The 13,234-nt window shown below is 59.8% G+C and carries 15 protein-coding genes; 6 read left to right on the top strand and 9 right to left on the bottom strand.

Translation table 11 applies throughout. The features are described from left to right. The first annotated feature begins 34 nt into the window (after positions 1–34). Positions 35–2,221 carry a transglycosylase domain-containing protein gene (locus ACR0AI_RS18255; protein WP_480676146.1) on the top strand — a complete coding sequence of 729 codons (2,187 nt, stop codon included), beginning with the start codon at positions 35–37 and terminating at the stop codon, positions 2,219–2,221. Between the two features lie 72 nt (positions 2,222–2,293). Here the strand turns inward: ACR0AI_RS18255 and leuB are convergent, their stop codons facing one another. Continuing rightward, complete coding sequence (leuB, locus tag ACR0AI_RS18260; protein ID WP_170379785.1) at positions 2,294–3,397, bottom strand: 3-isopropylmalate dehydrogenase; 1,104 nt, start codon at positions 3,395–3,397, stop codon at positions 2,294–2,296. A 91-nt stretch (positions 3,398–3,488) separates the two neighbouring features. On the opposite strand from leuB, the gene ACR0AI_RS18265 reads away from it, so the two are divergent. After that, positions 3,489–4,016, top strand: coding sequence for a redoxin domain-containing protein (locus tag ACR0AI_RS18265; RefSeq protein WP_480676148.1), 528 nt, complete (start codon positions 3,489–3,491; stop codon positions 4,014–4,016). A gap of 5 nt (positions 4,017–4,021) precedes the next feature. Here the strand turns inward: ACR0AI_RS18265 and ACR0AI_RS18270 are convergent, their stop codons facing one another. The 6 genes from ACR0AI_RS18270 to ACR0AI_RS18295 form a co-directional block, all read right to left on the bottom strand. Beyond that, positions 4,022–5,050 carry an endonuclease/exonuclease/phosphatase family protein gene (locus ACR0AI_RS18270; RefSeq protein ID WP_480676150.1) on the bottom strand — a complete coding sequence of 343 codons (1,029 nt, stop codon included), beginning with the start codon at positions 5,048–5,050 and terminating at the stop codon, positions 4,022–4,024. Further along, positions 5,047–5,877 carry a hypothetical protein gene (locus ACR0AI_RS18275; RefSeq protein ID WP_170555195.1) on the bottom strand — a complete coding sequence of 277 codons (831 nt, stop codon included), beginning with the start codon at positions 5,875–5,877 and terminating at the stop codon, positions 5,047–5,049. Before ACR0AI_RS18275 ends, ACR0AI_RS18270 begins: the two co-directional genes overlap by 4 nt. Positions 5,878–6,210: 333 nt before the next feature. Further along, on the bottom strand, positions 6,211–6,816 hold the full coding sequence (gene leuD, locus ACR0AI_RS18280) for a 3-isopropylmalate dehydratase small subunit (RefSeq protein WP_170472726.1): 606 nt from the start codon (positions 6,814–6,816) through the stop codon (positions 6,211–6,213). A gap of 42 nt (positions 6,817–6,858) precedes the next feature. After that, complete coding sequence (locus ACR0AI_RS18285; protein WP_170379776.1) at positions 6,859–7,413, bottom strand: HdeD family acid-resistance protein; 555 nt, start codon at positions 7,411–7,413, stop codon at positions 6,859–6,861. Between the two features lie 37 nt (positions 7,414–7,450). Continuing rightward, positions 7,451–8,854 carry a 3-isopropylmalate dehydratase large subunit gene (leuC, locus tag ACR0AI_RS18290; protein ID WP_480676152.1) on the bottom strand — a complete coding sequence of 468 codons (1,404 nt, stop codon included), beginning with the start codon at positions 8,852–8,854 and terminating at the stop codon, positions 7,451–7,453. A 43-nt stretch (positions 8,855–8,897) separates the two neighbouring features. Then, positions 8,898–9,005 (bottom strand): isopropylmalate isomerase, encoded by a 108-nt coding sequence (locus ACR0AI_RS18295; RefSeq protein ID WP_152611973.1) that lies wholly within the window; start codon positions 9,003–9,005, stop codon positions 8,898–8,900. A gap of 230 nt (positions 9,006–9,235) precedes the next feature. Here ACR0AI_RS18295 and rsfS point away from each other — a divergent pair, with 230 nt between their 5' ends. The 3 genes from rsfS to ACR0AI_RS18310 are packed head-to-tail and all read left to right on the top strand — an operon-like array spanning position 9,236 to position 10,608. After that, positions 9,236–9,595 carry a ribosome silencing factor gene (gene rsfS, locus ACR0AI_RS18300; protein ID WP_170379770.1) on the top strand — a complete coding sequence of 120 codons (360 nt, stop codon included), beginning with the start codon at positions 9,236–9,238 and terminating at the stop codon, positions 9,593–9,595. A gap of 44 nt (positions 9,596–9,639) precedes the next feature. Next, positions 9,640–10,110: a 23S rRNA (pseudouridine(1915)-N(3))-methyltransferase RlmH gene (gene rlmH / locus ACR0AI_RS18305; protein WP_170555207.1), complete on the top strand. Its 471-nt coding sequence runs from the start codon at positions 9,640–9,642 to the stop codon at positions 10,108–10,110. Between the two features lie 12 nt (positions 10,111–10,122). Continuing rightward, on the top strand, positions 10,123–10,608 hold the full coding sequence (locus ACR0AI_RS18310) for a flavodoxin family protein (RefSeq protein ID WP_480676154.1): 486 nt from the start codon (positions 10,123–10,125) through the stop codon (positions 10,606–10,608). Positions 10,609–10,611: 3 nt separating this feature from the next. Here ACR0AI_RS18310 and ACR0AI_RS18315 read toward each other — a convergent pair whose 3' ends face one another. Both ACR0AI_RS18315 and ACR0AI_RS18320 read right to left on the bottom strand, forming a co-directional pair. Next, the gene (locus tag ACR0AI_RS18315) at positions 10,612–10,959 is read right to left on the bottom strand and encodes a hypothetical protein (protein ID WP_480676156.1); all 348 of its coding nucleotides are present in this window, start codon (positions 10,957–10,959) and stop codon (positions 10,612–10,614) included. 35 nt (positions 10,960–10,994) lie between these two features. After that, positions 10,995–11,705 carry a DUF599 domain-containing protein gene (locus ACR0AI_RS18320; protein WP_170484917.1) on the bottom strand — a complete coding sequence of 237 codons (711 nt, stop codon included), beginning with the start codon at positions 11,703–11,705 and terminating at the stop codon, positions 10,995–10,997. Between the two features lie 81 nt (positions 11,706–11,786). On the opposite strand from ACR0AI_RS18320, the gene ACR0AI_RS18325 reads away from it, so the two are divergent. Then, positions 11,787–13,226, top strand: a complete 1,440-nt coding sequence (locus ACR0AI_RS18325; RefSeq protein ID WP_480676158.1) for an FAD-linked oxidase C-terminal domain-containing protein — start codon at positions 11,787–11,789, stop codon at positions 13,224–13,226. Positions 13,227–13,234 lie beyond the last annotated feature (8 nt).

Consider the following 13,234-nt stretch of genomic DNA (forward strand, 5'->3'; position numbering starts at 1 on the left):
GTGAGGCAAAAGTATAAACGGGCAGAGTTTGAGCATGTCTGAGTCCAAGCGCCGCAAACCGACACTGGTCGCGGATAAAAGATACCCTTCGAAGGCGCGCAAACCTTCGACGACCAAGCGGGCTGCCAAGCCTGCGGGCAAGAAGTCGACCGCCCGAAAAACCGCGACCCGCAAGACGGCACGGAAGAAGACGCGTAAGCGGTCGGGCGGCAATGGTGGCGGTTTTTTCCGTCGTCTGTTTCGTTGGATCTGGAGGCTGGTCTGGGGCGTGACATGGCGCGTTGGGGCCGTGGTCGCCATGCTGATCGCGCTGGCGGTCGGGGTGGTCTATACCTCGCTGCCCGATGTCGATGCCTTGCTGGATGGTCGCGCGCGCGGATCGGTGACGATGCTGGACCGCGATGGCAAGGTCTTTGCCTGGCGCGGGGACCAGTTCGGTGGGGTGATCACCGCCGATACCGTCTCTCCCCATCTCAAAAACGCGGTCATCGCGACCGAGGATAAACGGTTCTACCGCCATTTCGGCGTCAGCCCGCGTGGTGTGGCCAGCGCGGTGCGCATCAACCTGAGCGAAGGACGCGGTCCGCTCTCGGGCCATGGCGGCTCGACCATCACGCAGCAGACGGCCAAGCTGCTGTGTCTGGGTGTGCCTTATGACCCAGCCGAATGGGAGTCGGAGGCCGCCTATGAAGCGGATTGCCGTCAGGGCTCGCTCTGGCGCAAAGGTAAAGAAGCGATCTATGCCCTCGCGATGGAGGTGAAATACTCCAAGGACGAAATCCTGACGATCTATCTGAACCGCGCATTCCTGGGGGCTGGAGCACGTGGGTTCGAAGCGGCCAGCCAGCGCTATTTCGGAAAGTCCGCGGCCGAGGTTTCTCCGGCGGAAGCCGCGATGCTTGCCGGTCTTCTGGTAGCTCCGACGCGCTATGCGCCGACCAACAGCCTGCAACGCTCGCAAGATCGCGCACGGTTGGTTGTTGGCCTGATGGAGGCGCAGGGCTACCTGTCCGGCGCGCAGGCTAGCGAGGCGCGTGCCCGGCCGGCGCAACTCTCCGAGGCCGCCGCCGCGCGTGCAGGCGGCTATTTCGCCGATTGGGTCATGGCCAGCGGACCAGAGTTCTTCACCCGCAACACCACCGAGGATGTGGTGATCCGCACGACATTGGATCAGCGCATCCAGACCTCGGCGGAAGAGGCGCTGCAATTCATCTTTCAGGAGAAGGTCCGGGAAGGGTCGAAAGCGCAGGCCGCGATTGTCGTGATGTCGGCGGATGGGGCGGTGCGGGCCATGGTTGGTGGCCGCAAGACCCGCGTCTCGGGCGCGTTCAACCGCGCGACACAGGCGCTGCGGCAGACCGGGTCGTCGTTCAAACCCTTTGTCTATGCCACCGCGTTGGAGCTTGGGTATTCGCCTTATGACACGGTGATGGACGAGCCCTACTGCGTGAACATCCCCGGATCGGGGCAGTGGTGTCCCAAGAACTACACCAACAAATACTACGGGCAGGTCACGCTGGCCGATGCGCTTAAGAACTCTCTGAACATCCCGGCGGTGAAAGTGGCCGAGATTTCGGGCCTCGATAATGTGCGCACGGTCGCCACCGGTTTCGGGATCGCCAGCGATCTGGCGCAAGGCCCCGCGCTGGCGTTAGGCGCGTCGGAAAGCACGCTGATCGAGATGACGGGCGCTTATGCGGGTATTCTGAACGGCGGCTCGTCGGTTGAACCCTACGGCCTAACCGAATTGAAACTGCTTGGAGATGAAACCCCGGTGATGGTGACGACCACAGGGATTGGGGAGCGGGTGATCAATGACAAAGCCGCCAAGGAACTGATCTGGATGATGGAGCGTGTGGTGTCCGAGGGCACTGGAGGCCGTGCCCAGCTGCCGGGGTGGCAAGTGGCAGGCAAGACCGGAACGACGCAGGCAGCGCGGGATGCGTGGTTTATCGGGTTCACGGCCGACTACGTGGCGGGTGTCTGGATGGGCTATGACGACAACACACCCCTGTCCGGCGTGACCGGAGGCGGGCTGCCGGCCGAGATCTGGAAAGAAACGATGCTTCGCGTGACAGAAGGGATGACGCCCACGCCTCTGCCGATGGTCGCGCCAGAACCGCCTGTGCAGGTCGCGCAACCTCAGCCCCGCCGCAAACAGGGCGGAGGGTTCGAGCGCGCCATCAACAACTTGATCCGGGATATCTTCGGCGGCAACTAACGCGCTGCGGTCCATGCACAAAAAAAGGCGGCACCCGATGTGCCGCCTTTTTCAATGTAAACTGAATGTGGATCAGACGCTGGCGTCCAGCGCGGCCAGGATTGCATCGCCCATTTCCGAGGTCGAAACCGGGGTCACACCTTCATCGGCCAGCAGGTCTGCGGTGCGAACACCGTCGGCCAGCACTTTCTCGATCGCGGCTTCAAGACGGTCGGCCTCGGCCCCCTGATCAAAGCTGTAGCGCAGCGCCATGGCAAAGCTGAGGATACAGGCAATCGGGTTGGCTTTGCCTTCGCCCGCGATATCCGGTGCCGAGCCGTGGACCGGCTCGTACATCGCCTTGGGACGACCATTTTCCATCGGGGCACCCAAAGACGCCGACGGCAGCATGCCCAACGAGCCGGTCAGCATTGCTGCGCAGTCCGACAGGATGTCGCCGAACAGGTTGTCGGTCACGATCACGTCAAATTGTTTGGGCGCGCGTACCAGCTGCATCGCACCATTGTCGGCATACATGTGGGTGACTTCGACCTCGGGGTAATCCTTGGCGACCTCGTTCACGACTTCGCGCCACAGTATGCCCGATTCCATGACGTTGGCCTTTTCCATCGAGCACAGCTTCTTGTTCCGGCGCATCGCCAGTTCAAAGGCCGAGCGCGCGGCGCGTTCGATCTCAGATTCGGTATAGCGCTGGGTATTGACGCCCACGCGCTCATTGCCTTCTTCGAAGATGCCTCGCGGCTCGCCGAAATAGATGCCCGAGGTCAGCTCGCGCACGATCATGATGTCCAGACCGGCCACAACATCGGTTTTCAGCGACGAGAAATCCGCCAGCGCATCAAAGCACTGGGCCGGACGCAGGTTGGAATAGAGGTCCATTTCCTTGCGCAGGCGCAGCAACCCGCGTTCGGGCTTCAGGCTGAAGTCCAGATCGTCGTATTTCGGGCCGCCAACAGCACCCAGCAGAACCGCGTCTACCTCTTGGGCTTTGGCCATGGTCTCATCCGACAGGGGTTTGCCATGGGCGTCATAGGCCGCACCGCCGACCAGATCCTCGCTCACGTCAAAGTGAAGGCCGCGATTGGTGTCGAACCAAGAGATGATTCTGCGCACTTCGGCCATAACTTCCGGGCCAATTCCGTCTCCGGGCAGGATGAGGAGCGAGGGGTTGGACATCGACAGTCTCCTTGCGTTTTGTCGCAAAGGGCCTAGCGTCTGCGCCGCACCGGGTCAATGAGACGATCCGGATGAATCGCGAGGAAAACACATGTTAATACCGGGAAATCCCGTCCCAGGCCTGAAAATTGAAACAGTCGGGCACGGGGTGTTCGATCTTGAGGCCGACAAAGGCGAAAATGGAACGCTGGTGATCCAGTATCGCGGCCTGCATTGCCCGATCTGTATCAAGCAGATGACCGAGGTCGAAGCGGCGCTGGATGATTTTGCCGCGCTGGGCGTCGAGGTCATCATGATCACCACAGATACCGCCGACCGCGCGGCTGAGGCCGCTGAAAAGGCCGGTGTATCGCGCCTGCGTGTCGGGCACAGCCTGCCGCTTGCCGCCGCGCGTGAGGATTGGGGTCTGAACATCTCAACCGCGCGTGAAGGCAGTGCCGAGCCCGCTTTCTTTGCCGAGCCGGGGCATTTTTACATCGCAACAGACCGGACGCTGTATTACGCGTGGCAGCAGACAACGCCGTTTGGACGTCCGGCGATGGCGGATATTGTTGGCGGTCTGAAATTCACCCTCGGAAACAACTATCCTGCGCGTGGTACCTATAACGGCCCGCTTTAGGCCTTTTATGGCAAAGCGACATCTACCCACACCAGCCGGTGACGGCTGGCGCGCTGGGCGGTCTCGCGCATCGGGTCCTCAGGGTTGGGCCAGAATACGCCTGAATCGATGACCTGTAGGTCGGCTGAGGGCAGGACATAGTCCACCCTCAGTTCTCCGACAGCTTTCCAGTTCACCGTTGCGGCGTCGCCCCCTGCGGTCTTGGGCTGGGGGTCCTGAAGGCGTGTATCGGAGAGAAGCGCAGCGATGGTCTCGGTGCGTCCATCGCTCTCGCGGGGGTCCAGATTGGCGTCGCCTGCGATGACAAAAGGGCCTTCCGGCGCGGGACCAAGGTGACCGTCCAGCAGCAGGGACCAGAACCGGATCTCATCGCGATTGCGCAGGCCGTTGCCGTCCTCTGGCCCGTCGAAGACCGGCGGAGTGGCGTGAAAGGTCATCAGATTCAGATGACCAAAAGGCGTGGTGATGGGAACCACCCAATGCCCGGTGGAGGACAACCTCTGCGCCGCCAGCGCTTGTGCTGAGGGGTAGGGCGCGCCATTCACGACCGGCAGTTCAGCCCCCGGAAGTTCTGACCACAGCAGGGACGCAAAATCCTGCGTCTCGTCCTGTGCGATCTCGTATCGGGACAGAACGGCTAGCCCACCATGACCTGTAAACAAACCCCACCCCTGCGAGTCGCCTGGCCCTTGGGTGCGTCCGTCGCCGTCCAGGTCCAGCCCGCTGTCTATCCCGGTATTGGGCTGCGCTGTAAAACGATGTGGATAGTCCAGCTCCTCCGCGCGCAGCGCATCGGCCAAAGCGGTCAGTGCCAGGCCATCCATATCCCAGTCGATTCCCTGCAACGCCAGAATGTCAGGCTGGACGGCCACCAAGACGTCAACGACGGCCTGAACCTGCGCGTCATCGCGCTGAATATCGCGCAGCAGCAACCCGGGGCCTTTACGGCTGAGTTCGGTGTTGTAGGTAGCAACGCGCACAGTCTCTGCCTCTGCGGCCAGAGGCAGCATCAGCAGGATCAGGGCACGGATCATGCGGTCTGAGTAGATTCGGTCGTGGAATAGGCGCGGCGTTTCTCAACGATCAGCCCGGCAATCCGCAGGGTCGCCATACCGCGCATGATCATGCTTGCGGGTAGGAAGGCCCAAGCGCACATGGTCCAGATCAGGGTCTGAGGGTTGCTCAGCGAGATCGGGAGCAAGATATTTGTCAGCAGCTTCATCACAGCCGGGATCAGGAAAGGCAACAGGATGCCGATGCAGATGTTCAGACGCCCATCGCGCTGCAAGCGTGTTACCACGTCACCGCCCTTGGTCGGGTCGAACAGAGGCAGGTTTGTCCACACATTGAACGCCCCGTTTCCAGTCGGCCAGCCGCGCAGTTTCACAGCATAGGCGAAGCTTGCGATGGTCACCAATGCGGCCATGTAGGCGATGCTGGCAGCGACACGCACAAGCTCAACCAGCGGCTGGGCAGCATCTGCGGGCAGCATCAAAACGATCAACCGAACCGGCGAATAGGGAAAATCGACTACATTCGCGACGGACAAGCCCATCGCGTAGGAAAAGCGGGTCATTTCAGTCGGCGCATAGGCGTTTTTGCAGATCAGCGTCAGGAACGTGACCATCGACATCAGGCCAACGAACCGCAAACGGTTCACCGGCGGCGCATCACGGAATTCGATAAAGCTGGGGAAGGCCGAGTTATATTCGGCAAAGGTCAGGATGAACGCGAGGATCGCGAGGAAGACAATGACCTCGGTCCCGTTCGTCGATGAAACTGGCAGGTACAACGCGGGGGTCAACACCATAACGGCGACCAAAATCCCACGTATCGCCGCCCCTGTCGTGCGTGCAATCACTATCCGAACCCTTTTTCAAACCGGAACCAGCCAATTCTGTGTCGGCTTCATTCCAACTTGTGCCCGTCGCCTGCGTTTTATGACGGATACCTCTTTCGACCAAACATGGACGATAAGCGGTAATTCGCTCAAGCCAGGGTGCAGATAACACGTGATTTCGGGCAAAATGATGGCGCAACTGGTGCGGGATTGCATCAATTTCGACGCAAATCCGACGTGTATCTCAATTTGAGACCTACATGTTGTGTTTCTCTGATTTTCAACCCCAAGAATGCGAACGGAGCCGCCTTGGCGACTCCGTTAGGTTGAGTATCAACAGATTCGTCCCCAGAATCACACCCAGGGACGGGCCTGACCGGCGTGATCCTCGAACTTGTCGATGTGATGGTCTTTTTCCATCGTCAGGCCGATATCGTCCAGACCGTTCAGCAGGCAGTGCTTGCGGTGCGGGTCGATGTCGAAGGTGATCTCAACACCGTCCGAAGTGGTAATCTTCTGATCTTCCAGATGCACGGTCATGCGGGCGTTTTCACCCTTATGCGCGTCATCCATCAGAACCGCGTGGTGCTCTTCTTCAACTACGATGGGCAGGATGCCGTTCTTGAAGCAGTTGTTGAAGAAGATGTCGGCGAAGCTGGTCGAGATCACGACCTTGATGCCGAAATCCTTGATGGCCCAAGGTGCGTGTTCGCGCGAGGAGCCGCAGCCGAAATTGTCGCCAGCCACCAGAATCTCGGCCTCGCGATAGGCAGGTTTGTTCAGAACGAACTCTTCGTTTTCCTGCCCGTCGTCGTGATAGCGCATCTCGTCAAACAGAACGACACCAAGGCCGGACCGTTTGATAGTCTTCAGGTGAACTTTGGGGATAATCATATCGGTGTCGATATTGATCAGCGGCATTGGGGCGGCCACCCCGTGGACTTTGTCAAACTTTTCCATGTTTACACTCCTGCGGGGTAGGGCCGCGCCCGTGCCTCGCGTTTAAGCTTCTTTCGCTTCAGTTGTTTCGTCTTTGGGTGCGTTCTTGACGAAGAACGCCATGAAGACCAATCCGAACCCGTTAAACAGCATCTCGATGCCCAGGAAGATCCCAAGAATGCTCAGCAGGGCCTGCGGTTGCTGCCCGACATAGCTCCAGATGATGCCTGCGAGGACGATCGACAAGATGCCTGAGATCATCGTGGGCCAGAAAAACTGCGTTCCCTTCATCTGGAACGACAGAATGATCCGCGCGATGCCGCCTGCCATGAACAGGATCAGCATTACGGTCGCCAGCGTAAGCGTACCCTGCAGCGGGTGATCCAGAAAGGACCAGCCCAGAAACAGCATGACCGCACCCATGATGAGTGACAGGATTTTGTTGCCAACGCCTTCAACTGTGAAGCCGCCAACAACCTGCAGCACGCCCGAGATCAGTAGCAACACGCCGGTTACCACCGTCACGGCGACAGATGCCACGACAGGTGCGCCCAGCACAAAGATACCGAACGCTATGGATAGGAGCCCCAGCAGGAGCCATTTGATCCAGTCACTCATTTGTTCAATCCCTCAAATATCTAGATATGAGGGGACCTTACATCAATTCACGGACGTCTGTCAGCCGTCCTGTGATTGCCGCGGCGGCAGCCATTGCCGGGCTCAGCAGGTGAGTCCGCCCACCACGCCCCTGACGACCTTCGAAATTGCGGTTCGAAGTCGCGGCACAGCGCTCGCCCGGTTGCAGCTGGTCGGGGTTCATCGCCAGACACATCGAGCATCCCGCCAGACGCCATTCGAAACCGGCCTCTTTGAAGATATCCGCCAGACCTTCTTCTTCGGCCTGCAGGCGCACGAGGCCCGAACCAGGCACGACCATGGCGCGCATGCCGTCCTTGATCTTCTTGCCCTTTAGAATTTCCGCGGCGGCGCGCAGATCTTCGATACGACCGTTAGTGCAGGACCCGATAAAGACGGTGTCGACTTCGACATCGCTCAGCTTCTGACCGGCTTCCAGACCCATATATTCGATCGAACGGCGGGCCGCGTCGACTTTGCCGCCTTCAAAGTCCTCAGGGTGCGGGACGGTTGCTGTGATCGGCAGAACGTCTTCAGGGCTAGTGCCCCATGTGACGACCGGCGCAATATCTTCACCACGTAGCGTGATGACCTTGTCAAAATAAGCGTCTTCGTCGGTGTAGAGCGTTTTCCACCAGTCCAGCGCCGCTTCCCACTGAGCGCCTTTCGGGGCATGCGGGCGGCCTTTGACATATTCAAAGGTGGTTTCGTCCGGCGCGATCAAGCCTGCGCGCGCGCCACCTTCGATCGCCATGTTGCAGACGGTCATACGGCCTTCCATCGACAGATCGCGGATCGCTTCGCCGCAATATTCGATGACATACCCGGTGCCGCCAGCAGTGCCGGTCTCACCGATCACGGCCAGAGTGATGTCCTTGGCGGTCACGCCCGGCTGCAATTTGCCGGTGATCTCGACCTTCATGTTCTTGGACTTCTTCTGGATCAGGGTCTGGGTGGCCAGAACGTGCTCAACCTCAGACGTCCCGATGCCGTGAGCCAGAGCGCCAAACGCGCCGTGGGTGGCGGTGTGGCTGTCGCCGCAGACAACGGTCATGCCGGGCAGGGTCCAGCCTTGTTCTGGGCCTACGATGTGGACGATGCCCTGACGGACGTCATGCACCGGGTAGTAGTGAATGCCAAAGTCCTTGGCGTTCTTGTCCAGAGCCTCGACCTGAATGCGCGATTCGGGGTTTTCGATCCCGTTCACGCGGTCCGGTGTGGTCGGAACGTTGTGGTCCGGCACGGCAATCGTCTTTTCAGGCGCGCGCACCTTGCGGCCTGCCATGCGCAGGCCTTCGAACGCCTGCGGGCTGGTTACTTCGTGAACCAGGTGGCGGTCGATATAAAGCAGGCAGGTGCCATCATCGGCTTCATGCGCGACATGGGCATCCCAGATCTTGTCATAGAGTGTTTTGGGGGACATCGGTCCTCTCCCGTATGTAATGAGAAATAGCTGGCGAGGTGGCTTAGGCCGCCGATAGGCGGGCCAGAACCGTGCGGGCAGCCCCATAGAACCGTTCGCGCAACCGCGCGCGGTCTTCCAGATTCTGAAGTTGGGCTACATTGAGTCTCATATTCCGGTCAGATATAGACACTGGCCGAGTCTATCAAGGTCTTGTAAGGCCCCCAGATGCCATCAGGGCACATTCATGCGAGGCATCAGGCGTGCTTCATTGAAATGTCATGGGTCGCTTGCTACCTTGAATTTACCCTGCGCCGGGTTTTACGGCGCGCAGCAAAGGAGGACTATGTCCTGTCTCTACATACCCAGGCGGGTTTGCCCGCCGATGACGGGGCCAGTGTAATGGCCCACTCTCAGTCAATCAGCGACAAGCTGCTTGAGCGTATCCTTTCCTCACTTTCCGACGACAAGGCCGAAGACGTCGTGCAGATCAACCTGCAAGGTAAGTCTTCTGTTGCGGACCACATGGTGATTGCCTCGGGTCGGTCGACCCGTCAGGTCGCAGCCATGGCGGAAAAGCTGACAGATCGCATCAAGCAGGAATTCGGTTTCACTTCGAAGGTTGAAGGCAAGGATGCCGGCGACTGGGTGTTGATTGATACGGGCGATGTAATCGTCCATATCTTCCGCCCCGAAGTGCGTGAATTCTACCAGCTGGAAAAGATGTGGCAGCCTGCGGGCGGCAGCGCCTCAGCCAACTGAGGCGCAATCCCGGCCATTATTGAAGGGCCGGAGGCGAGAGAGATATGCGTATCAGCATAGTTGCGGTCGGGCGATTGCGCGCCGGACCCGAGAAAACCCTGCTTGACGATTACCTGATCCGTTTTGACCGCACCGGCCGTGGCCTGGGCCTTGGTCCTGCGCGGGTGATCGAGGTTGAAGACAAGAAAAACGCAGGGATGGGCGCAGAGGCCGGATTACTGCGAAAGGCGCTGCCCAAAGGCGCTGTGATCTGTACACTGGATGAGCGGGGACGGCTTATGTCCTCACCGGATTTTGCCAAAAAGCTGGGCGGCTGGCGCGACGCCGGGCGGCAGGATCTGGCGCTGATCATCGGTGGAGCAGATGGAATTGACCCATCATTGCGCGCCGAGGCGGATTTTTCCATCTCATTCGGGTCCATGGTCTGGCCCCATATGCTGGTCCGTGTGATGTTGGCCGAGCAACTCTACCGGGCCGCAACCATCTTGTCGGGCGGCCCCTATCACCGGGTCTGAAACGGGTCTGACATGGCGCAGCTTCTGATTGTCTATCATTCGCGCACCGGCGGTGCTCGGCAAATGGCCGAAGCAGCGGCCGAGGCCGGTAGGGATGAGGCAGATATCGTCCTGAAAACCGCAGATCAGGCCGGGCCCGACGATCTGCTGGTCGCTGACGGCTACATTTTCTGCGCCCCCGAAAACCTCGCCGCGATTTCGGGCCTGATGAAAGAGTTCTTCGATCGCAGCTATTATCCCGTTCTGGGCCGGATCGAAGGTCGCCCCTACGCTCAGATGGTGTGTGCCGGGTCTGACGGAGAGAACGCCGCCCGTCAAACCGCCCGCATCGCCACCGGCTGGCGGTTGAAAGAGGTGCAGCCGCCTTTGATCATTTGCACTCATGCTCAATCGCCTGAGGCGATACTGGCTGAGAAGACAATCCCCGAAGACCAACTGGATCAGTGCCGCGAGATCGGCGCGGCTATGGCGGCGGGGCTGAGCCTTGGGGTGTTTTGATCCTCAGTTCAAGTCGATGATCGTGGTGTCTTCGCTCCAACCACCGACATTGTCGCGGGCTTGAATCTGCACCTGCGTGATACCTTTGGGAATCGAGACGCCGCTCAGCGAGCGGGTGAAGGGCTGTTCGTCCACATGCGGGTGATGCAACACGCGCATGCCAAGTTCGGCCCCCTTCATGTCCAGCACACGCCAACCATCGGCGTAGTCATCCCATCCGGTATCCGGATGCCGGATCGTCACATCAAAACGCCACGTATCTCCGCTGCGGCTGGCCGAGACGCTCTCGATGGTCGGCGGATCGGCAAGAACGGGCGTGGCAAGGAAAGCGTTCAGAATCAGGTAGCGCATGGGCAGATCTTAAGGAATTGATTACGAAATAGGGATCACGTCTTGGTGTCAGGGGGTAAGGTCAGAAGCACCGTTCGCGAATGCGAGGCGAACTCACGCCGGTAGAGAACACCAAAGGTGATCACGGTGCCAATGATCAACGCGATGGGGCCTAAGAACCACGCGAGCGAGGCAAGCGCGAAGTAGGTGGCCCTGAGCGCGCGGTTGAAGCTGCGGGCGGCGGTCACACAGATCTCGGCGGCTTGCGCGGCGCGCGGGTAGGCTTCCGGGTCATCGGGATCATTCGGCACGGCGGCCATCAGGACGGCGCAGTAGCCGAACAAGCGGTGCGCCCAAACGTATTTCAGAAACGCGTTTGCCAGAAACAGGATCACAACGAGGATCTTGATCTCCCACACCAATGCAGGGGCGCTGCCGATGGCCAGATCGCTGGCGACGCCTGCCAGTTGCTCGGTATTGCCCAACAACGCAAGCCCGCCGCCAATGGCGATCATCGTGGTTGAGGCGAAGAAGGTGCTGCCCTGCCGCATGGCTGCAACGACCTGTGCGTCAAACATGCGGGGCTGGCGGGTGACCATCTCGTGCATCCAACCGCGGCGGAAATCATCCATCATCATCGCGACAGACAGTTTGCCCGGCGAGGGGTGTTCGATCTTCCAGCCGATCCCTTGCCAGGCCGCCAGCAAAAGCAGAACGGCGGCATAGTCCAGCGTCGAAAACATAAGCGCGCGATCAATCCAGGTCATGGCGCGACAGTAGGGTCAGATCATAAAACTTGCCAGACGGAGAAATTGGTAATATTATTTTACCAAATTGGAGGATCAGCCATGGAAATGCCCCAGCCAAATCCTGAAGTGCTTGCGCGAAAGCAGGCCGTTCTGGCGCGATTGCTGCAGGTTTTGACTGAGGATGCGGTGATTCACGACCCGTCAGAGACTCGGGCCTATGAGTGTGATGCGCTGACCGCGTATCGTTGCCCGCCCATGCTGGCGGTGCTGCCATCGACCACGCAGGAGGTCTCGGACGTGCTGCGTATTTGCCATGACGAAGGCGTGCCGGTGGTCCCGCGCGGTTCAGGGACTTCGTTGGCTGGAGGGGCGCTGCCGACGGCGGATTGTGTGATCCTTGGCGTGGCGCGCATGAATGACGTGTTGGAGACGGACTATGACAACCGCTTCATCCGCGTTCAGACCGGCCGCACCAATCTGAGCGTGACCGGCGCGGTCGAAGAGGAGGATTTCTTCTACGCGCCCGATCCATCATCCCAGCTTGCCTGTGCAATTGCGGGGAACATCGCGATGAATTCGGGCGGGGCGCATTGCCTGAAATACGGTGTGACCACCAACAACCTGTTGGGCGTGACCATGGTGATGATGGATGGCAGCGTGGTCGAGATCGGCGGCGCGCATCTGGACTCCGGCGGGCTAGACCTGTTGGGGGTTATCTGCGGCTCGGAAGGGCAGCTTGGCGTCGTGACCGAGGCGACGCTGCGCATCCTGCGCAGGCCCGAAGGCGCGCGGCCTGTTCTGATGGGGTTCGATGACAATGAGGTAGCCGGTCAATGCGTCTCGGACATCATCAAGTCGGGTATCTTGCCGGTCGCGATCGAATTCATGGACACGCTCTGCATCAAGGCTTGTGAGAACTTCGCCCATGCCGGCTATCCCGATTGCCACGCCTTGCTGATTGTCGAAGTTGAAGGCTCGGATGCCGAGATCGACCATCAGCTGTCGAAGATCGTCGAGATCGCCAAGCGCCACAATCCGGTGGAACTGCGTGAAAGCCAGTCGGCTGAAGAAAGCGCCAAGATCTGGCTGGGTCGGAAATCGGCCTTTGGTGCGATGGGGCAGATGAACGACTACATGTGCTTGGACGGCACAATCCCGGTCTCGGCGCTGCCACAGGTTCTGCGCCGCATCGGAGAGTTGAGCGAGGACTATGGCCTGCCCGTCGGCAACGTTTTCCACGCGGGCGACGGCAATATGCACCCTCTGATCCTGTTCGATGCCAACAAACCCGGTGATCTGGAAAAATGCGAGGCGTTTGGTGCCGATATCCTGAAGCTTTGCGTCGATGTGGGCGGCTGCCTGACCGGAGAGCACGGGGTGGGCATCGAAAAGCGGGATCTGATGTCGCATCAATATAGCGCGGCCGATCTTGAGGCGCAGATGGCGGTGAAGGATGTGTTCGACCCGCAGTGGCTGCTGAACCCGGCCAAGGTGTTCCCGTTGGACGTGTCACAGGCGCGTCGGATGGCTACGGAATAGGGGGCCCT

The organism is Ruegeria sp. BG3 (genome assembly GCF_056538485.1).